Raw genomic sequence first — 22,405 nt, 5'->3', positions numbered from 1 at the left:
GAATTCATAATTATGATTACCGATGTAGGCAATGTTCAATGTTCAATGTTCAAAGCTCAATGTTCAAAATTCAAAGTTCAAAGTTCAATGTTCAAAGCTCAATGTTCAAAGTTCAAAGTTCAAAGTCTCAAGCTCTTCTGAGAGCACCATCCATCGTTCGTTTTCCTCATCGAGTTCACGCTGAAGGTTGGTATATTCCGTCACGAGTTCCATATTTGAGGCATTTTCGGGAGCCATCAGGAGTTCATCAAGTTCGCTCTTACGTGCTTCCAACTTTGCTATCTTAGCCTCAGACTCGTCCACAGCACGCTGAGCCTTACGAATCTTCTTCTGTAGCTCTTTGCGTTCAGCGTAGGATAGGGCCTCACCCGAAGCCTCCCCCGACCCCTCCGAAGGGAGGGGAGAAACATTTTGGTTATTATTAGATTTTGATGATGTTAGTGAGAGGTTCTCTGCACTCTCCCCCTTTCGGGGGAGTTGGAGGGGGCTCCTCAACCAATCATAGATACCCCCTAAATGCTCTCTCACCTTACCACCACCGAACTCATAGACCTTACTTACCAGTCCATCGAGGAACTCACGGTCGTGGCTCACGATGATTGCCGTACCGTCAAAGGCCTTAATGGCCTCCTTCAACACTTCCTTTGAGGCTATGTCGAGGTGGTTAGTAGGCTCATCAAGGATAAGAAGGTTTACTGGTTCAAGCAATAGCTTAATCATCGCTAAGCGCGAACGCTCACCTCCTGAGAGTACTTTAACATACTTCTCTGACGTCTCTCCACCAAACATAAACGCACCGAGGAGGTCGTTTATCCTCAGACGCATGTCTCCTGTAGCCACCCTATCGATAGTTTCATAGATCGTAAGGTTCTCGTCTAACAGTTGTGCCTGGTTCTGTGCGAAATAACCAATTTGCACGTTATGCCCTATCTTCAGCGTACCATCAAATGGTATCTCACCCATGATACACTTCACGAAGGTAGACTTTCCCTCACCGTTCTTACCGACGAAGGCCACTTTCTCACCTCTTTTAATAATAAGGTCGACACCCTCAAAGACCGTCTGACCCGGTCCGTCACTATGCAGTCTACTTGGATAAGTCTTCCCCAAGCCCTCTGCAATGACTGGATAGTCTCCACTTCTCAGACATGGAGGAAACTTCAGGCGCATAGCCGAATTGTCCACCTCATCCACTTCTATGGGTACTATCTTCTCCAACTGACGGATGCGTTGCTGCACCTGTACGGCTTTCGTAGCCTGATAACGGAACCGTTCGATAAACGCCTTAGTGTCGGCAATCTCCTTCTGTTGGTTCTCATAGGCACGAAGCTGCTGTTCGCGACGTTCTTTCCTAAGGACAAGATACTCGTCATACTTCACCCGATAGTCTTCCACATGGCCACAGGTTATCTCAAGCGTACGGTTCGTTACATTATTAACAAATGCTCGGTCGTGACTAACCAGTACTACAGCCTTAGCACTTTGGGCAAGGAATTGCTCCAACCATTGAATTGACTCAATGTCAAGGTGGTTCGTTGGCTCATCTAATAGGAGTACGTCCGGACGACGGAGAAGAATCTTCGCCAGCTCGATACGCATACGCCATCCGCCAGAGAACTCACGTGTAGGGCGATCGAAGTCATCACGGCTGAATCCGAGACCCGTCAGCGTACGCTCTATCTCAGCCTCATAATTCTCTCCTCCCATCATCATGTATCGTTCATGCTCAGTTGTAAAGCGTTCCACTAACTCTGCGTATCCCTCACTCTCATAGTCAGTTCGCTCAGCCATTTCCTGCTCCATCTTCTTGAGTCTCTCTTCAATCTTCGTCTTGTCAGCGAAAGCCTTACGCGTCTCTTCCTTCACGGTCGTATCGTCAGAAAGCTTCATCACCTGTGGGAGATAACCGATTGTCGTATCGTTCGGTACAGACACAACTCCGCTCGTAGGCTTCTGCATCCCACAGAGAATCTTCAGCATCGTTGACTTTCCCGCACCGTTCTTTCCCACCAAGGCTATCCTGTCTCGTTCATTGATGACGAATGAAACATCCTTAAACAATGGCTTCACACCGAATTCCACCGTTAGTCCGTCTATTGATATCATTTTCTTTTTCTTTCCTAAATGTTCTTTGCAAAGATAATATTTTATTTTTGAATAAGAAAGTTCCTAAACAGCCTTATATCAAAGAATCAAGAACTGTTTTAAACTCCTTACAAACCATATCTTTGGCTTATTTAAGCCAAATCGCTCGTCAGACCACAATATGTATAGGTTCTAATGACTAATGTCGGTTTAAACCTAAGTTTTCTCTGCATTATATGTAATGCACAAAGTTAGTAAAAATAACACAAAGAAGCAATGAAGTTGTGTAATTATCAGCAATATTATTTCTCAAGAATGTTATCATTGCCAAGTTGTTTTCATGAAGACAAATAATTTAATACTTCAAAATTCGGACAAGGCTTTGAAAAAACATTACATAATTTTGAATAAAACCTCTATAAATAGCGGTAAAAATATGTGTAAAAAGCAGGTTTGTAACCTACAGAGAGTCAGTAAGTTATAAAGTAGCGTTGGAAAAGATGCTTAATTGGACTTCAAAAGGGCGTTAGTAAGACTTCAAAAGGGCACCTTTAGCAAGTCAATTAGGCGTCTTTAAGATGCCAAAAGAGCATGTGTTGGTGTCGTGGTGTATGAAAAGAGTTTACAAATAGCGTAATGTGGGGATAAGTTGTTGGTAGAAGGTGGATAGACATCGTGGCTAATTGCATTTCACCTTGTAGTTTATCCCCCCTTTTACGACCATCTAATTTGTGCGTAGTCATACCATGCAAGAGTAAGCCTTGCTTCTATTTTCAAACTACGTATTTAATGGGAGAATCCTTAACCCATATATTTCCCAATAAAACAGATGTTGTTATACTTATCAAGGATGTAATAAAGGAAAGGATGGTCAGCCTTGAAGGTGAACGTAGATGAACTATCCATAGCTGATAATTTGGCGAATAGCATCACTTGAATGGCTTTTGCACTGATTCCTTCCTCGTTAACATTCATGTTTATCTGCTGGAAAACATCGTCAACAGCAAGTGGTTGAGCACTCATTTTACCGAAATCGGCTTCGCGAGAGAATAGATTACCTAAGCCCATCTCACCATAAAGCTGTTTCATAGGAATATTCGCAGAGATGGTAAAGCGTGGAAACAGTACGTTTACATAGTCATACGCTTTGGTGTTTTGAGAGATTTTATGCAATTCTTTGATTGTTAACTTGCGAATGACATCCTGCAAGTTATTCTTCTTTAGAGGTAGGACAGCATAAAAGCTAAAACCGTTTTCTAAAGGCATACGCAGCACTTGATAATCCTTTGTGGTATAACCTTGATACTTTTGCATCGTATCATAGTTTCTCATCATATTGACCTGCTTGCTTTTACCATCCTCAGTGAAGAAAGGCATAGGCTTTGTAATATCTTTATCGAACGGTAACGACCAAGCCGTCTTAAGCGTAACGGCATTGATAAGCTGTGCGGCACGAGGTCCTGTAAGGTTGATAGGTAAGGATTGAATCTCACCTTTGGTGATTGTTTTACAAAGTTTGTTAGCACTTTCTTTGCCCTTCGGAGTGTTGGCAGAGTCGATAATATTGGTAAAATAATAGTGTTCTAATGCTTCTTGAAAATCGGGTAATACCTTTGTTTGCTCGTGTAGCATTAGGAAGTTGGCAGTAATCATATATCCCATCGACTCATTGTTTACGTTCGTCTCCTCCTTTCTCTGACCAATCAGCATTGTTCTGTTAAGTGAGTTAATGGCATCAAGGTCATTAGCCGTATAGCCAAGTGCTTTCGAAATGACCTCTTGTGTCTTTCCGTTTGCACCGTTGTTAATCATGTCCAATGAATAAACGACAGCCATGGGCGATAAAACTATACTCTCCTTACTGTTCTTGTTGGCTAATAGTTGGAACAATTTCAGACTGAACGTGTTTGAACTTGAGACGAACTTTGTCTCCTTTTCAGACAGAACATAATCTGTTTTGGCTTTTTTAGCAGCTTCTTCAAGTGTCAGCTGTGAACTTTTTGTAGCCTCCTTAGCTGTATTTTCAAGTATATGTAGAGCTTTTTTAGATTGTGTGCAACAAACTAATAAAAGTAGGATAGGGACATATAGAAGTTTTCTTGTCATAGCGATTTGTCTGTTTAGATTTAGCCCAAGTTTAACACCCACCTTCGCCTAATTGTTACTGTTACCGTACTTTCCTCGTTTTTCTTATGGGCTCTGTGTCCTACAAATTTTATTCTTTTTGAATGGTGAGTGTTTTAAGTTCAACTTATCGTATATCTGTTTTGCTTGCTTCGAAGGACTACTACATTGGCGCATCTCGATGGTTTCACCTAATGGATTCTTCCCTTTTGTGGTGACGAGCTTTTGAGTGCTCATACGTCGTACTATCTCGGTCCAGTAACAGGATTCTCCTTCTCGTTTTAATTGACAACGGATGGTGTTTACCACCCAGTAGGCTAATAAACCGAAGAAGAGGTGTGCGTCGCTTCGCTCATCTTTCTGATGATAGATAGGACGGAGGTTGAGATCATTCTTTAGTTGTTTGTTCGTACATTCTATCTCACGAATGAGATTGTAGTATTCCCATGTTACACGCTCAGAAAGTGTTCTGACATTGCTGCGGAGGAAATAGACTCCATGCCCAGATTCCATTGCCGAGAGGTCTTTTATCTCCCAGTCTACACGTAGCATCTGCTTGGGTTTCTTCTCGTTTTTTATGTAGCTTATCTGGTAGAACTTCACTATAGAAAGGTACTTCTGTATGGCACGTCCTGTACATTCAACAACCTTTTCATAGGTTTTTGTTCCACCTTTCTTGGAGATTCCTTCGTTTATCCTCTGCAGTTCCATCTCAAAACGCTCTCTCCAGACCCTGTTCATGGACGACTCTGTCATAGCTTTCGAAGGAGATGTTATTTCGAGATAATAATCCTTATCATCTTCTGTCTTAATCTCTTTCAGCGTTATCTTCTGCCGACGGGCATCCATTACTGTAACGCTCTTGTTATCATCACTGAGCGTATAGTCTTTCATTTTCGTACGGGATACGCAGAGATAATTGTAACCCTTTTTCTTTATTAGCTCCAAGTTCTCTTCCGTGGCAACACCTGCATCCATGACAACGAGCGTATCCTTGCTTCGTGATGGATTCCTCTTTGCTAACGTATCAATCATATTGGGTAGAGACTTGGGATCTGCTGTATTACCCTCTAAGATAGAAGAATAACGTATAAAACCTTCTTTATTGATACATAATGCAAGTACAAGTAGCTTACAGTCAGAGCGTTTTTCTTTTGAACGACCGAACTTGGCTTTATCGCTATTACGCTTGCTACCCTCGAAATAGAAGTTGGTTAAGTCGAAGAGCATCAGCTTGTTGTCTATATTAAAGAGATTGTCAGTAACGCTGCACAAATGACGCTCTAACTGTTCCTTTAGTTCATATAACTTGTCAGTGATTTTATACAGAGAATTGATCCCTGGTGTCCAGCCAGGAACTCCACTATAAAGTTCAGCGGCAGCCGAGTTATCGCGCAAATAATAATAAGATGAACGTTCAGAAACAGCATATACCGTGCGAACAATCAATGCTGACAAAGCCGTGTGTATTGCATTTTCCGTCCAGCCGTTTTTGCGCAGGAAACCCTCTAATTGCAGCTTGTCTATTGTCTGCTTGCAGAGCCACTCAGCACCAACATTCCTTGCGTCAGTATAGTTTGCCGTCTCAAGGTCTATGTAGTTCTCATATTTTCTCAGCGACCTCTGCTCTTCCTTATTAAACCGATCGATTCCACCTTCTTTCTCCATACGGCTCCACCATTCGTCAGCCTTTGCCTGTTCAATAGGAGTAAGACCGTCAAGGTATTCTTTGAAAAGCGAGGGTGTACTTCTGTTTTTGAAGCGTTCGGTAAGAGCGTATGCAATTTTTCGAACCTGTACAGCAGTAAGTGAAGGTTCGAACCCGATGTTCAAAAGAATTAGCGAATGTACATGACCCTGCACATCACGATATGACTCCTTGATGCGATAATAAGGAGCCATGTCCCCTGTGGCAGGGTTGAATCGTGTCTGTACATTTGCGTGCATGAGTGCAAAGTAACAAAATAATTTTGATATGACTGTGTCCTACAAATCAGATTTTACTCCTCGTTACAATACCCTATACTTGATTATCAACCATTTATCAAATTGATACTACACAAAACATCCCGAAAATTTATGAAAAATAATTTTGCCGGTTAAACTTGGGTTAGAAAAGATGACTCAAAGATACAAAAAGAATTGCGTTATCATACATAAAGGAACTCTTTTTCTACTTAAAAGTCATTTTTTCTCTTATTTCAACCACAATGACATACATTTTTTATAATTTTGCAAATTGAATGCGTAGCAATACATCTCTGACAAATACCAATAAAAATCATTCTATACATGAGTAATTTACAACTATCGCCGATGCGAAAGACAATAGTGGGAGTGCAATTCCTCTTTGTTGCTTTCGGTGCTACTGTTCTCGTCCCTTTGCTCGTGGGACTTGACCCAGCAACAGCGTTATTCACAGCAGGTTTAGGAACATTTATCTTTCATTTGGTTACGAAAGGTAAGGTTCCTATTTTTTTGGGCTCTTCCTTTGCCTTCATTACTCCAATTATCTCTGCATCAAAGCAGTGGGGTATGCCTGGAACGTTGGTAGGAATAGCAGGTGTTGCACTTGTTTACTTTGTGATGTCAGCACTGATTAAGTGGCAAGGAAAGAAACTATTGGATAAGCTTTTCCCACCAGTTGTTATCGGTCCGGTAATCATTTTGATTGGTCTTTCTCTGTCAAAGGCAGCGGTAGACATGGCGAAAACAAACTGGCTTATAGCCTTTATCTCATTGGGAACGGCTGTGACAGTCCTCTCTATGGGTCGTGGCTTGATGAAGTTAGTACCTGTAATTTGCGGTATTGCTGTGGGCTATAGCGTAGCTGCCCTAATGGGTGTTGTCAACTTCTCAGGTGTAGAGGCAGCGCCTTGGTTCGCTCTTCCACCTGCATTAGCGCATTTCCAGTTGCCACAGTTTGCATGGGAACCATTCCTTTATATGATTCCTGTGGCGATAGCTCCTGTGATTGAGCATGTCGGTGATGTGTATGTGGTAAGTGCTGTGGCGGAGAAAGACTTTACGAAGTCACCAGGTTTGCATCGTACAATGTTAGGTGATGGCTTGGCTTGTTTGGCTGCTTGCTTCTTTGGCGGTCCTCCAGTGACAACTTATAGTGAGGTAACTGGTGCGATGAGCATTACAAAGGTGACTCATCCTCAGGTAATCCGTATTGCTGCTGCAACAGCTATTGTCTTCTCGGTAATCGGAAAATTGAGTGCGCTTCTGCAGAGTATTCCTTCTGCAGTCTTAGGAGGTATCATGCTATTGCTCTTTGGTACGATTGCTTCTGTAGGTGTTCAGAACCTTGTTCAGCATAAGGTTGACCTTAATCGTACACGTAATATCATTATTATATCTATTACACTGACGATGGGTATTGGTGGTGCTGTGCTGCAGAAGGGTAGCTTCTCTATTAGTGGTATTGGACTTTCTGCTATGGTGGGCGTTATCTTGAACCTTATATTGCCACCTGCAAAGGAGAAGAAGAACGAGGAGAATTCATAATTCAGAATTCAAAATTCATAATTATGATTACTACTATAATTTATAATTTATAATTCAGAATTCATTATTATGATTACCATTATAATTCAGAATTCATAATCTATAAGTCATATTCATGGTTCTTCCGTTAAATGTGTGGACGCTTTTCGTATCACTTTAACGGAAGAATCAAAGTTACTCACTAAACAAAAACTTGGCTAAGATAGTCGACATTCTATCCTATTATCATCCTCTGACATTGAAAATTATCTCTTTTTAGACTTCGAAAATATGCAGATGGGTTTTGAAAAATCATTACATAATTCCGAGGAAAACATCTATAACTAACGGTAAAAATACATGTACGAAGTTGGTTTATAACCAACAGAAAATCAATTGGTTATAAAATAGTAAAATAAAAGGTGCTTAATTGGACTTCAAAAGGGCGTTAGTAAGGGTCTTAAAGGGCATCTTTTGCAAGTCAATTGGGCGTCTTTAAGAAGCCAAGAGAGCATGTATTGGTTTTGAGCTGTACGAAAATAGTTTACAAATAAATCAATTGTATGGGAATAAACTGTTTGTAAAAGACAGATAGACGTTGCACCTAATTACATTTGTCATGTAGTTTATTCCCCTTTATAAAACCACCTTATTGGAGGTAATCATACCATGTATGTGGATTAATCTCTAATAGAATCTTTGTATTGTTGCTTTATCTTTTCTTCGAGTTCTCCTAAGGTTTGCTTGCTGTTGAAGAGACTCTTGATAAGGCGATAGCCCAACCATATCAGGATCATGCCAACAAGGGCAAGGAGATATTGGAGTACAATACTGTTGACAATGGTCTTGGTATAGTTCTCGCAGATGACAAAACCTGCTATTAAGATGACATAATCAATCCAGCCCGAACCTTTATAGCTCTGGGCAATACGCTGATACTCTTCGTTGTTGGCAAGAACCTCTTTGCGATTCTCTGCCCATTTCTTTTCAAATTCTTCGTTGGTCATGGGGTTGTGGGTGTTGGGTGTTGGGTGATGGGTGGTGATGAATTGTGGTGATATACTTATACTTTCATTAAATCACTCATAACGGAGTCGCTAACATAGATGCCGTCACGGGTGAGATGGAGCCAACCATTGTCCTCTTTCAACAAACCTTGTTGTTGTAAGGGCTCGGCAAGGCGCATGAGATAAGTATAGTATTCAGCAGAGAGCCTTGAGAGATCTATTCCTTCACATGTGCGGAGGGCGGTCATAATCATGTCATTGTAATGTGTATCTGCATCAATTATCTCCTCCTCGCAAGGGAGTCTGTCTTCCTCAATAGCAGCGATATAAGCCTTGGTATCTGCTATATTCCAACTCCTCTTGCCATTGCTGTAGGAATGGGCAGAGGCTCCGATGCCTATATAAGGGACATTGTGCCAATACGAACTATTGTGTTGAGAACGGTAGGGACTTTGAACTTTGAACTTTGAACTTTGAACATTGAACTTTGAGGTTTGAACTTTAAGTTTGGCAAAGTTACTAATCTCATATTGTTCATAACCAGCTTCGGCTAAGCGGTCGATGAGAGTATCGTACATCTGACGATAAAGTTCATCGTCCATATCCTTGACCTTTCCCGCTTGAAGAAGTCGATAGAGGGGAGTCCCTTCTTCATACATAAGACTATATGCAGAGATATGTTCAATGTCTAAAGCAAGCAGTCGCTCAATGTCTTCTTTCCATTCTTCAAGTGTCTCATTGGGAAAGCCAAACATAAGGTCTACCGATATGTTCTTGATGTTTACATTTCTTAGACGCTTTACAGCCGTTTCTACCTCGTCAGCTGTATGTCTACGATGTAGGAAACGTAGGCGTTCATCAGAGAAAGTCTGCGCTCCCATAGAGATACGATTGATAGGAAGGGAACGTAAGTTCTGTGCAAACTCCTCCGTTATATCATCGGGGTTACACTCCATTGTGATTTCGATAGGAGTCGCTGTGGTACAAGTGTTGCTCTCTGTATCCCATTCTAAACCAATGTGATACACCTTGTTTATCGTCTGGAATATCTTTTGTAGGCTCTCAAAAGAAAGCTGTGAAGGAGTGCCACCACCCAAATAGATAGTTGATAAACCTCCTGTTCTTTCACCAGAGTTTTCGCTGTTCTTCTCCGCACGCAGTTTTATCTCATGGCAGATAGCATTCACATAGCGTTCTTCCATAGAAAGCCTTTCGTCCTTCTTCTTGGCTGGCACAGTAGAATAGAAGCCACAATAAATGCAGCGACTGGCGCAGAAAGGAATGTGAATGTATAATCCTAACATGATAAGTGTATATACGTATATATTAATGTATGCCTTACAAGAACTAATGCAAATGTACTAATAAGTTTTAAAAGAATTTGTTTTTTTCGCAAGAAACTTTGGTGCTTTCGATGAAAATGTATAACTTAGACCGCAGAAATGATGAGCTACGGCTTGTCCCTTGAGACGAAATAAATTATTACTAACAGCTTAAATCTATCAGATATGAGAGTATATCAGACAAACGAGATTAAGAACATTGCCTTGGTTGGCAGTGCCGGTAGCGGCAAGACGACTCTTGCCGAAAGTATGTTGTTCGAAGCTGGTGTCATTAAGCGACGCGGTTCAGTAGAAGCTAAGAATACTGTTAGCGATTATTTCCCTGTTGAACAGGAGTATGGCTATTCAGTGTTCCCAACGGTATTCCATGTTGAGTGGAATAATAAGAAGCTGAATATCATCGACTGTCCGGGTAGTGATGACTTCGTTGGTGGTGCTATTACTGCCCTCAATGTAACCGATGAGGCTGTTATTCTTATCAATGGTCAGTATGGACCAGAGGTAGGAACACAGAACAATTTCCGTTATACCGAGAAGCTCAAGAAGCCTGTTATCTTCCTTATTAACCAGTTGGATTCAGACAAGTGCGACTTTGATAACCTTATTTCCACCATGCAGGAGATTTATGGTTCAAAGTGTGTTCCTGTACAGTATCCTATCGAAACAGGTTCTGGCTTTAATAGTTTGATTGATGTTCTGTTGATGAAGAAATACAGCTGGAAGCCTGAAGGTGGCGAACCTATCATTGAGGATATTCCTGCTGACCAGATGCCAAAGGCAATGGAACTACATAAAGCACTCGTTGAGGCTGCTGCTGAGAATGATGAGGGCTTGATGGAGAAGTTCTTTGAAGAGGAAACACTGACAGAAGATGAGTTGCGTACAGGTATCCGTAAGGGTCTCGTAACGCGTTCTATCTTCCCTGTTTTCTGCGTATGTGCAGGTAAGAGCATGGGTGTTCGTCGTCTGATGGAGTTCTTAGGTAATGTTGTTCCTTTCGTTGACGAGATGCCTAAGATTCATAATACACGTGGTGAGGAGGTTACTCCTGATAGCAATGGTCCAGAGTCTCTCTACTTCTTCAAGACGGGTATGGAACCACATATCGGTGAAGTAAGCTATTTCAAGGTGATGAGTGGTTGTGTGAAGTCGGGTGACGATTTGACTAACTCTGACCGTGGTTCAAAGGAACGTATGGGACAGCTATACGCTTGTGCAGGTGCTAACCGTATTCCAGTTGATCAGTTGAATGCTGGTGACTTAGGTTGTACCGTGAAGCTGAAGGACGTTAAGACCAGTAATACCTTGAATGGTAAGGGACTTGACCAGCGTTTCGATTTCATTAAATATCCTAACTCTAAATACTCTCGTGCCGTTGAAGCTAAGAGTTCACAGGAAACTGAGAAGCTCATGGCTGCTTTATTGAAGATGCGTCAGGAAGATCCAACATGGGTTGTTGAGCAGAGTAAGGAGTTGAAGCAGACTATCGTCCATGGACAGGGCGAGTTCCACCTACGTACTTTGAAGTGGCGTTTGGAGAATAATGAGAAACTTCAGGTGACTTTCAAGGAACCAAAGATTCCATATCGTGAGACAATTACCAAGCAGTCAAAGGCTGAGTACCGTCATAAGAAGCAGAGTGGTGGTGCAGGTCAGTTTGGTGAGGTGCACTTGATTGTTGAGCCATACGCAGAGGGCATGCCTGATCCAACAACCTATAAGTTCAACGGACAGGAGTTTAAGATGAATATCAAGGGACGTGAAGAGCGCGACCTCCCTTGGGGTGGTAAACTTGTGTTCATCAACTCTGTTGTCGGTGGTGCTATTGATGCTCGCTTTATGCCAGCTATCTTAAAGGGTGTGATGGATTGTATGGAGCGTGGTCCACTGACAGGTAGCTATGCACGTGATGTACGTGTGATAGTCTTCGATGGTAAGATGCACCCAGTTGACTCTAATGAACTGTCATTCACTTTGGCTGCTCGTCATGCGTTCTCAGACGCTTTCAAGGCTGCAGGTCCAAAGATTCTCGAGCCAATCTATGACTTAGAGGTGTATGTTCCTGGTGACTATATGGGTGACGTAATGAGCGATTTACAGGGACGTCGTGCCATGATTATGGGTATGGACTCTGAGGCAGGTTATCAGAAGTTACAAGCAAAGATTCCTTTGAAAGAACTTGCTAACTATAGTATTTCACTGAGTTCTCTCACTGGTGGTCGTGCAAGTTTCACAACAAAGTTCGCAAGTTACGAGCTTGTTCCAAATGATATCCAGCAGAAGTTAATTGCTGAGCATGAGGCAGAAGTAAAGGATGAGGAAGAATAGTCCTCCTGTTTTAGACTAATATAATTAAAGAGGTTGATTCGAAGGCTACGCAATGTAGTATTAGAATCAACCTCTTTTCTGTTTATTAGTATGTCAGTATTGAATAATGAATATGTGTTTATAGGTTCGTAGTTGTTACAAAGACGACTCTCTCCTCTCATTTTTAGCTATCGTGTTAAGCCTCCGCACATTTCGTGTTGATGCTCCGCACATAGTGTGCTAAGCCTTAGCACCACATGTGCGCATACTAAATACGATACAAAAGAGTTGCTAAGGTTCACCAAACAGCAGTGCTTTACCTTATATAGAAACAGACTGCTATAAAAGAAAGAAGTTTCTTTTAGTGAGTTATAATGTACCGATAGGCTGGATATCCGAATATCGGAGTTAGCAAGGTCATGCAGATGATATAGATCACTTTAATAGGAAACGGCTGTTTCCTGCATAAAAACGGCATGAGAATGAGTGCTATTATAAAAGATAAGCTTTGTATTAGTTCCATTAATCTGATGTTTATTTTATTGCAAATATATATTTTTATTAAGAATAACACAAGTTGTTCACACCCTTTCTATAACACCCCAAACCGTATAGTTCCTACTATGTTAAGAGGTCTCAATTGTGAAGTAGATGAATATATATCAAGACCACTATAGTTAACCCTTGTGTACTGACGCTGATTGAAAAGATTATTAGCTTGCAAGTCTAATTCAATATGTTTCAATTTGTATTTAAACAACATATCTCCAAACCATGTGTGTCTGTTCTTTTCGGTCAAATTATTGTAATTACCTTCTATTGTAGTCGTAAACGTAAATTGCTTAGTGACAAAGACATTAAACTTGATACGCTGAGTTGCTGTTCGAACAGTCTGTGAAGAATTATCATTTATAGCATCAATGGATGACACATTCCATGCATATCCGCTTGTGAAAACAATATTAAGCCATGTAAGAGGAGTGATAGTACCACCGCCCCCAATACTGATTGTTCGAGAATGGAAAGGGTAAAGATTCTGAGCAATGAGGCGCTCACTCTTACTATAACTATAGCCACCAAAAGCACGAATGGTTGATTGTAACCAATCAAAACCTTTGCTGCCATCAAAGCCGAAAGCATAATTATCTGTATATGTTTTTTTATCAATGGCATGTACAACACTGGTTGCACCTCGATATTCATAACCATAAATTTGGTTGTCACGAGTGTGTCCATAGTTACCATTTATACGGAAAAAGGTTGCTGTAAGAGCACTGCGATACCCAACTGATGCACTCGTTGTGAAGCAACTTGTTTCTGACAAATGTTCAACATACGACCGTTGAAATGTTCGGTAGTTGTTCATTATATAGCCACTATAGATACTTCCAGGATCTCCGACATTCTTATAGTATGTTGCATTAATGTTACCACTCCAATCACGCCACTCATAGTTTACAGTAAACGATGGTGTTACAAGCAAACGGGTATATTTATTCTTGTTTTTAGTGATGCGGTCATCAAGAGTTTGTGTGTATAAGTTTAGAGGGCAGGTAAGGGAGAGACGCCAACCTGCCTGCTCGAATTTGTATTGTTGATTTAGCGATAATTCATAAATGTTGTACCATAAATCATTCAATACCGATTGTGATGTGTGATTTTGACTACCATTTGCCGTCAAATTAGTAAAGCCGCTTAAATCTGTCTTTATGCCATGCAAATTGGCATTAGCTAAAACCCCATAGTCTATAGAGAACAATCCTAAGTGAAAGGTAAAGTTAGTGTGGAAGTCACCAGCTATGTTGCGTGACTTCAATTCTTGATTATAATGGACTGATGTTTGTGGTAAAAGAGAATCCACATTAACTATCAATGTGTTAGGGCGCTGAGCATAACCAACAGAGAAATGCAAATCAAGTGTACGTTTACCATAATTCTGGATCAGATTCATAGTATTACTTACTGTTAACGAAGGACGATGGAAATGTTGATAAACTCGATTGTTTCCATAGTTGATGGGGACAGATCCTGTTAGATTAGAGGTGAGTTGGCTTTGTACGTTATCATTATTCCATTCTTCATCTAACTTCAGTACATTGGCTATAAAACCATTTTTACCATTGCGATTGTATCTTAAGTTTGTACTAAGATTATTCATGTGTGTCACAAGTATAAGCGACTCGCTGCTCAATAGTCGTTGATTAGAACTATAAAATCGGTCGGCTTCTGAGATACCTTCTTGTCGTATAGATGTATGGAGATACGACATATTTAAAGTTAGTTCTGATTGTTTACCTATTTTCTCCAAGTGGTTCATTGATACAATGTGTGACTGATTGTCAAAAGTTCGTTTCTGCGGTAATCCACTGCCAGATGGCGTAACAACTCCCAGTGGAGCGAAAGCAACAAGCCCCACATCATTGATACCAGAATAATGTGAAGTTAATTCTTGGGAAACATCATCACCTATATTGTTTCCTTTATAGAGTGTTATATTTTGCCTACGTTTTGCAAAGTACATACCTACAACCTCTGCCGTCCATAATGGATTTCTGCCAATAGGGTTTTGTCCATCAGATAGGGAACGCATTCCGAATCCCCATCCACCAGATTGTTGACCACCACCACCGAGCATTGTGTTTACTGCTACTGTACCTTTAGCAGCATTTTTTAATTTCAGATTTATAGCAACATCATCGGTTGGTGTTCGTCTCTGTAGGGCTTTCACTGGTTGATGGTTCTCGAGCACTTGAACTGAGCCAACATCTTGTGCATTGATATTTCCTGTTGCAAGACCATAGCGACCTTGCAACAAATCCATGTCTTCAACATAAAACTTTGAGATACTTTTCCCATTGAATTTTATACTACCATTATCTGACACTTCTATACCAGGCATACGTTTTAAAACATCGCCTATAGTGCGGTCGCCTTGCTGTTGATATGCGCCAACAGAATAGTTAAGAGTATCACCGTTTTGTCGTATTTTCTTGGCATGAACTTCAACTTCCTTAAGTTGTAGTACCTTTTCTTTGACTCGAAAGTTTAACCGTTGTGAACGGTTAGCAACAACTTTAACTTGTTGCCCTATAGACATACCTGCTGCGGTAATTGTTAAACTATCAGATTGTGAATTTACCTCCAAACGATAGTCACCCTTATTATCTGTCTCAGCAAATGCCAGTACGCTACTATACCCTTTTGCTGTTACAGTTACAATGGCATCTCCTGACTTGCCCTGTGCATCTAACACACTGCCTTCAATGACTGTTTGAGCTTGTATCCTTAAGCAAAAGATAATCAGTAGACTGAATATGGTTGTAGTTTTCATCTATTCTTTTTCTAATGGCTCGTAAGGGTGTGGCTTTGATTTTAATTGTCCCGTTTGATAGTCGCGAGCTCCTGCAGTCCTAAGGTGATCTCGATTTGCGGCTACTTGTAATTTATAAATATGTTCACGTGTATCCTTAACAAATCCTTTATATTCGCTTTTGATAATTGGGAAATTGCCAGATTTTATCTCAACAGCTTCCCATGTATAGAGATGATCTTTATCATATATCTTTAATATTAGTCCAGGTAGCCCACCAAATATCCATGGTCCGAGGCGTGTAGGAATTTTGGTAGTAAACCATGCTTCAAAAGTTCTACCTCTCCATTGGCAAGTTGCTTTTTGGCAATCATACCCCAGTATTGATAGCTGCTCATCAGAAAGCGTCCAATGTTGTTGATACATCGGCTCAGTATAGAAAGCATTATAGCGTTCCATAGCCCATGGCATCGTAGCATAGCAAGTGTATATACCATTAGCAGAGTAAATGTCAGTAAATTGATACTCGCTCCAATACTGACTGTTCCTTCCACCAGAAAAGAATATTCTCGGCATACTATTCGCATTTGGATTTTGCTTAATGAAATCATCACGTATGGAATCGTTTAGTTCTAAGAAACGGCTATAAAGCTTACTCAAACCTTTTCCTATTAGAAGCACTTGAGAGTCTAAATAAGTATGTTCATCGTTAATATCATTAGCATTTAGAGCATATATAACTTTAATTTGAGCTTGCCCAATCACTGAACATTTTCCTATACCTCTACTGTTAGGGCGCATTACACGTCCTTGCTTTTCTTGCGCATGCAATGTTAATGAAAAACAAATAAATAGCAATGTTAAGGTTATCATCGAAAATGTTTTCATAATTCTATTCATAGAGTCATTTTTTAGTTGTATTTATTGATAGTTCAGTGTGTTAGTCATTTGTTAATACAGTTTAGTAGATATTATTGATGAAGTTTAGCTGATAAACTTTATTTACCAGCTAAACTTGCTTCTTTTTGATGTTTACTTGTTAGGTATAGCATACTTGTCACCAGTCTGTTTTACCAGCTCACGCTTAAAGTAGTCGCTGTAACCTGGACGCTGAACACGCTCTCCAAGACCTGTTGAAGTGCGGAGGAACTTGCCATCCTTCTCAGGCTTGATAGCCATATCGTTGAACTTCACAATCAGATGAATAGCCAGCTGGCGCCAACGTGTAATCATTTCGTTGCTCTTCTGAACAGAGTAGTCGTTGAGATACTTCACAGCAGCTGCCTTGTCGGTGGCATAGAGTGCTTCTGCCTTCGCCTCCACACCCTTTTGTGCTGCGAGGAATGCGTTGTCAAGTGAGTCGCGCACCTCTTTCAATGCAGGGAAGAGCTGAGAGTAGCGAGGGTAAACCATGTTGCTAACCCAGTTGCATACCCAGAAAGCATTCTTATCAGAGAAGGTTACTGCATCAGCTCCTGGTGTGTTGAAGCACTCTGCACGCTCTGTATTGCTGCAATAGATTGGTACATAAGCAACCATATTACCATCATCGTTACCGAACCAAAGGATACCACCAATCTCGCGTGGCAACCATGAACGGAGCTGTGCAATGTAAGAGAAACCTGTCTGCTGGGTTGAGATAGGGCGTTCGTTGAAGTACTGCTTGCCATCTACCTCAAACTTTAATGGGGTAGGGCGGTAAGGAGAATCCCATATACCCTGTGCTATGTCCTTATCGAGTGACAGAGGAGTGCCCTCATAGTGGTCGCGCATACAAGCTTCCATCTTAGGTAAGTCGACCTTCTTGTCAGGTGCAATCCAAAGTGGCATATCCTCTGCGTTAGGGTCTTTACCCAACGCCCATGGCAACCAACGTGACATGTCTTTGAAATGATTTAGATAGCTCCATACACGAGCATCGCACCAACGACGGCCACCGAAGTCAGGTGCTGCATAGGTCATCTTCCAGTTGAAGTCCTTATCTTTGCCAGTGAACCAGCCTTTTGAACGTGCAAAACTGATGCAGTTTTTAGAAGTGATGACCTCTGTATTGTAAGTTGAGAATTGACCGATGCGGCTCTGGTTTGCATGGGCAGAAATCATACCATCAGGGATGCGTACAGCAACCCACACAACCTTCTGCTTCTTGTCGCCACCACAACCCTGCATCTCGAGCAACCATACCTCGTTAGGGTCAGCAATAGTGAATGTCTCACCACCAGAGTTATAACCATAAGTCTCAACGAGTGAGGTCATAACTTTGATAGCCTCGCGTGCAGTCTTACTACGTTGCAAGCCAAGATACATCAATGAACCATAATCGATAATACCACTCTTGTCAACCATTTCTTCACGGCCACCATAGGTTGTTTCACCAATACTTACCTGATACTCATTGATATTTCCAATGACATTGTATGTTACAGGAGCCTCTGGAATAAAACCATGGCTCTCGTGAGTGTCATAGTCAATAATCTCACGGCGGTCACCTTTTGCGTGTGTGCCTGCTGGGTAATGACATAGGTTAGTAAACATGCCGTAATCATCAGCGGTGTAAGTAACAAAGACAGAACCGTCTGTTGTTGCTCCCTTTGTAGCAATGAGGTTTGTACACGCATTAGCATACGTAATCATTGTAAGGAAGAATAGTGTTGCAAATGATTTCTTCATACTCTACAATTTAATTGTTAATACTTTATTTTAGTCAGATATTCTTTCTTATTGTCGCGGTTGTCGGTTGCGATAATCTTCAACGTTCGTTCCTTTCCTGTAGGGCGAACGGGGGTGTCTGCGAGGTTACAGAAGAATAGTTCTTTGTTCTTTCCGAACTGCAACAGAATAAACTGCCCATCGAGGTAAGCCTTGTAACCTTGTAAACCGCTGCCTGTGTCAGTTATCTTAAAGGAGAGGTTGCGTGGGTTGAGATTCAACTGTGTAATCGTTGGTGGGGTCTCATCGTAAGCAAGGAAGTAGGCGCTTGCTAACTCACGCATCCGTCCTGTAACCCAACCATTCGCATATGTTCCACCGCAATAGGATGCTGGGGCGTCAGCGTTCAAACTGTTACGCATCGCAACATATAACTTCTTCGGATTATGTATCATACCAGTTGGCTTAATACTTATCTGTGCATAATTGAAGAGTGGATATGCTGCTTTAGAGAAACTATAAGCCATAGACAGCGCGCTGCTTGTATTGCCGTGTCGTAATTGTAGCCAACCGTTCTTAGCAAGTAAGCCCTTCTGGATGTTCAGTCGTACTCCCTCAGCCTCAAAATTATTATCTTTGGCATAATAGAGTGGACTTGTGCCGTCTGGAAGATGAACTATTGGAATAGCTTCTGCCTCGCCCCTCACAGTGAATTCTTTTATTGTTTGATTGCCAAAGACGTCTTTTATGACGTAACGAAGGTGGTAGTCACGTTGCTGGTTGAAGTTGATAATACCCCTGTTAGCTCCTGCATGTAAGATAGGGAGTGTGTTACCGGGTTCGATGTAAGACTTCATAAACCAAATCTTTGTAGAAAGGAAGTGGTCGTAATCGCCCCACGAATTAACCATTCTGTGGCAACTTGTAGGAATATTGTTCACATCAGAGGAGAAAACCAATTTACCATCACAATACAACTGTGTGTATCTTACTCCAAAATTATTATATACAGAGTCCATGTGATCACTGGCTCTTATACCAAAGCCCACCTTTCCCCATGCTTGGAAATGTCCTTTGTCAAATGTGAAGATACGTGAGTCTGAACTGTGTTGGAATACTCCTTCTCCCGGTTGAGGATAGGACTTAAATGAATAAACAGCAGGAGCGGTCTTGTCTTTAACGATAGCCTTTAAGAAATTGAGTGGGTCGTAAAGGTTGCCATTTGTAGTCTTATGCATCTCTAAGTGGATGTGTGGACCTTGTGATGAACCTGTATTACCGCTAAGAGCGATGAACTGTCCTTTCTTTACAGGGAACTCTCCTGGTCGGAATTTAACGTCGCAAGCAAACTGTTGATGCTGGTATTGCCATTTACGTACGGCGGCTTCAATCTGTGGTGTGAAGCGATTGAGGTGGACATAACAACTGGTATATCCATTGGGATGGGTGACTAAGATAGCACGGCCATAGCCATATTTCTCAACGATAGCACTTGAAATATAGCCATCAGCAATTGAATAGACGCCAAGATTTACTTCACGTTCGGTTTTGATATCAATACCTCCGTGGAAGTGGTTAGGTCGAGGCTCTCCAAAGTTGCCTGCCAATTGCACTGGAACGTGAACTGGTGAACCGAAAGGGAGTATGGATAATAAAATATTTAATAACAAGCTCATTGGCTATCAGATTCTTTCTTTTTACAGGTGTGTCTGCAGTCTTCCTCGTGGTAAGACTACAGCATCATTTCAGTAATTGCTTGTCTTTGTAGGCTCTGGGCTTACCATCACTGTCGAGGCGTATGGTGATAGTACCTGTTGTCCATTCCGTCATCGGTTCTTCCTCTATGAATGGATAGGAATTGAGAACAATGCCGTCTTCAATAACGACAATTCCTTGTTCTATAACGCCCATCGAAGTTTCAATGATGTTAGCACCGATACGTCTTATCGACTTTTTCCTGTCGGTCATAACTTATCGGGCTTGGTAGGTATTCCTCGTTCTTTCATTGCGTCAGCAGGTGTTCTTATTGGTGGTCCTACAGGCTGGTTAGGGTCTGTTGGAGGACTGACAGGTTCACCACCAATCGTTCTAATCGGGTCGGACTCTTTCAAAGAATCAGTTGGTTGTGTTGTCTCCTGCTTTCGAACATGCATACGGACAAGATGGATATTATTGAGGATAAGCATCTTGAAAGTAGTTGTAGGCTGTTGTCCCTTCAACATTAGGAAGTAGCCACGAATGTTCTTGATGCGCAAAGAATCCCCAGCATCAATCGTCATCGTATTGTGGGAGTCTGACGTAATATGCTGGTACTGTGTGACGATACTATCATTTGAATAAGTAACAGCCATCATGATAATCGCATCACGCATACCATCTTGAATGATAAACTGTGAATCGAAACTCAAGAGGAGTCGGTCGCCCTTGTGGAAGGCTGTGTCTGCTTTCATTTCAAAGGACTCACGGTCTACGGGAGCATATGGAGAGAGTATTAATGTACGGTTACCACGCCAGATGTCAGTAGTATCTCCCTTTGAAGTAATATCACCATACTGAGCCAACTCACTCTCTGATGCACCCTGTGCACGCGCCTCACTTTCCAGTCGTTTGCTGAGTTCAACATAGATGTCATGTAGCTTCTCGGTATGTCGCATGTAGTATTGAAGAGACTTATCGAACTTCTCTTCCGATACGTCATACTTCTTCATCACAGCGAGTTTAAAAGCTTGTTGTCTGACATCTGTATAGCCTTCACGATTGGCTATTGCCATAGAGAGGTGGTAATCGTAGAGCATATCCTCCATCTCTGAAGGTTGGATATACTCTGAAGGGATAGAAGGTTTACAGCTTACAACGAAGAATGCAAGCAGTAACCAACAAAGAGTGGCGAAGAAACGAACCAGATATTTACTTCTCATTATCTATCTACTGATTATCAGTAATGTTTTCTTTATCAGCAACCTTCTTGTCCTTAGCTGGTACCCAACCATTGAAATCCTTTCGAAAAGCAAGGATAATCGTGATGACACCTACAGAGATGCAGGAGTCTGCAAAGTTGAATATTGGTGAGAAGAAGGTGAATGACTCTCCACCCCAGAGTGGGAACCAGTCTGGGAATGTGCCGTGGAAGAGTGGGAAATAGAACATATCTACCACCTTACCCATCAGTACAGGCGCATAGCCTTCTCCCCACGAGACGAGGGTAGCTGGTGTGGCTCCTTCTATGTAATAGGGTGTAGAGGCAGTAAAGAGCTGACCATAGAAGAGAGAATCAAAGATATTACCCGCAGCACCCGCAGTTATCATAGACAAGACAACGATATAAGCCATTCTTGCTCCGTGTTTGATACGATTAGAAATGTACCAAATAAGGAAGCCAATGGCAACGATACGGAAGACGCTAAGGAAGAGTTTGCTTCCTAATTCCATACCCCATGCCATACCATTGTTCTCGATAAATTGTATCTGGAACCAATCGAAGATATGGATAGATTCGCCTAAATTCATATTAAGCTTGACAACAACCTTGATAATCTGGTCTATCACAATCAATAGAATAATTAGCAAGGTGGCTATCAAGCTTTGTTTTTTCTGTTTACTCATTAGTGATTTTTATTTGCCATCTTGGATGCTACGCTCAGTGTTGCATGTGGTACTATGCGCAGTCTTTCCTTTGGAATAAGCTCTCCAGTGATACGGTCAATGCCGTAAGTCTTATTATTGATTCTGACAAGTGCAGCCTGAAGAGATTGGATAAACTTCTGCTGACGTTGTGCCATCTGTACGAGTTCTTCCTTAGTCTGATTAGAACTGCCTTCTTCCAACGCCTTGTAAGTTGGTGATGTGTCATTAACGTCATTTGTATTCTGGTTCATCAGAATCTTCATCGTCTCATCGTAGTCAGACTTGGCTATCGCCAACTTGTCATTTACTATCGTGCGGAACTCCTCGAGCTCCTCATCGGTATAACGCTTCTTAGTTTCCATAAAGTAAAGAATTGAATTAGGTTATGAAATTAATCTGTAATATTTTGAGGTTGTCGAAAGCCTGATAATAGGGACGTGTACGAAACACGTCCACTATTGTTC

The 22,405-nt window shown here is 41.5% G+C and carries 15 protein-coding genes; 2 read left to right on the top strand and 13 right to left on the bottom strand.

Features of this window, described 5'->3' with window-relative positions; all coding sequences use genetic code 11:
• Positions 1-105 precede the first annotated feature (105 nt).
• The 3 genes from J4861_RS05130 to J4861_RS05120 form a co-directional block, all read right to left on the bottom strand.
• Complete coding sequence (locus J4861_RS05130) at positions 106-2,106, bottom strand: ABC-F family ATP-binding cassette domain-containing protein (RefSeq protein ID WP_211816079.1); 2,001 nt, start codon at positions 2,104-2,106, stop codon at positions 106-108.
• Between the two features lie 780 nt (positions 2,107-2,886).
• Entirely contained in the window at positions 2,887-4,191 is a 1,305-nt protein-coding gene (locus tag J4861_RS05125) for a serpin family protein (protein WP_211816078.1), read from the bottom strand.
• 84 nt (positions 4,192-4,275) lie between these two features.
• Complete coding sequence (locus J4861_RS05120; protein WP_211816076.1) at positions 4,276-6,156, bottom strand: IS1634 family transposase; 1,881 nt, start codon at positions 6,154-6,156, stop codon at positions 4,276-4,278.
• Positions 6,157-6,501: 345 nt separating this feature from the next.
• Here J4861_RS05120 and J4861_RS05115 point away from each other — a divergent pair, with 345 nt between their 5' ends.
• Entirely contained in the window at positions 6,502-7,722 is a 1,221-nt protein-coding gene (locus tag J4861_RS05115) for a uracil-xanthine permease family protein (RefSeq protein ID WP_211816074.1), read from the top strand.
• Between the two features lie 659 nt (positions 7,723-8,381).
• Here the strand turns inward: J4861_RS05115 and J4861_RS05110 are convergent.
• Positions 8,382-8,708, bottom strand: a complete 327-nt coding sequence (locus tag J4861_RS05110) for a Fis family transcriptional regulator (RefSeq protein ID WP_211816072.1) — start codon at positions 8,706-8,708, stop codon at positions 8,382-8,384.
• A gap of 56 nt (positions 8,709-8,764) precedes the next feature.
• Positions 8,765-10,012, bottom strand: coding sequence for a radical SAM family heme chaperone HemW (hemW, locus tag J4861_RS05105; protein ID WP_211816070.1), 1,248 nt, complete (start codon positions 10,010-10,012; stop codon positions 8,765-8,767).
• A gap of 204 nt (positions 10,013-10,216) precedes the next feature.
• On the opposite strand from hemW, the gene J4861_RS05100 reads away from it, so the two are divergent.
• The gene (locus tag J4861_RS05100) at positions 10,217-12,379 is read left to right on the top strand and encodes an elongation factor G (RefSeq protein ID WP_211816069.1); all 2,163 of its coding nucleotides are present in this window, start codon (positions 10,217-10,219) and stop codon (positions 12,377-12,379) included.
• A gap of 571 nt (positions 12,380-12,950) precedes the next feature.
• Here the strand turns inward: J4861_RS05100 and J4861_RS05095 are convergent.
• From J4861_RS05095 to J4861_RS05060, 8 genes are all read right to left on the bottom strand, one after another.
• Positions 12,951-15,689 (bottom strand): TonB-dependent receptor, encoded by a 2,739-nt coding sequence (locus J4861_RS05095; RefSeq protein ID WP_211816067.1) that lies wholly within the window; start codon positions 15,687-15,689, stop codon positions 12,951-12,953.
• Complete coding sequence (locus tag J4861_RS05090; RefSeq protein ID WP_249110743.1) at positions 15,690-16,568, bottom strand: GLPGLI family protein; 879 nt, start codon at positions 16,566-16,568, stop codon at positions 15,690-15,692.
• A 132-nt stretch (positions 16,569-16,700) separates the two neighbouring features.
• Positions 16,701-18,338, bottom strand: coding sequence for a dipeptidase (locus J4861_RS05085; protein ID WP_211816065.1), 1,638 nt, complete (start codon positions 18,336-18,338; stop codon positions 16,701-16,703).
• A 17-nt stretch (positions 18,339-18,355) separates the two neighbouring features.
• A complete protein-coding gene (locus J4861_RS05080) occupies positions 18,356-19,993 on the bottom strand; it encodes a M23 family metallopeptidase (protein WP_211816063.1) in 1,638 nt (545 codons plus the stop codon).
• Between the two features lie 64 nt (positions 19,994-20,057).
• A complete protein-coding gene (locus J4861_RS05075) occupies positions 20,058-20,285 on the bottom strand; it encodes a hypothetical protein (RefSeq protein ID WP_211816061.1) in 228 nt (75 codons plus the stop codon).
• On the bottom strand, positions 20,282-21,235 hold the full coding sequence (locus J4861_RS05070; protein WP_211816060.1) for a DUF4296 domain-containing protein: 954 nt from the start codon (positions 21,233-21,235) through the stop codon (positions 20,282-20,284). Before J4861_RS05070 ends, J4861_RS05075 begins: the two co-directional genes overlap by 4 nt.
• Before the next feature lie 7 nt (positions 21,236-21,242).
• The gene (locus tag J4861_RS05065; RefSeq protein ID WP_211816059.1) at positions 21,243-21,920 is read right to left on the bottom strand and encodes a lipoprotein signal peptidase; all 678 of its coding nucleotides are present in this window, start codon (positions 21,918-21,920) and stop codon (positions 21,243-21,245) included.
• Entirely contained in the window at positions 21,920-22,303 is a 384-nt protein-coding gene (locus tag J4861_RS05060; RefSeq protein WP_211816058.1) for a TraR/DksA family transcriptional regulator, read from the bottom strand. The genes J4861_RS05065 and J4861_RS05060 overlap by 1 nt, the downstream gene beginning before the upstream one ends.
• Positions 22,304-22,405 lie beyond the last annotated feature (102 nt).

The organism is Prevotella melaninogenica (genome assembly GCF_018127925.1).
Taxonomy (GTDB): Bacteria; Bacteroidota; Bacteroidia; order Bacteroidales; family Bacteroidaceae; genus Prevotella; species Prevotella melaninogenica_C.
Note: the sequence above shows the minus strand (reverse complement) of the source record. Positions and strands in the feature narration are given on the sequence as shown.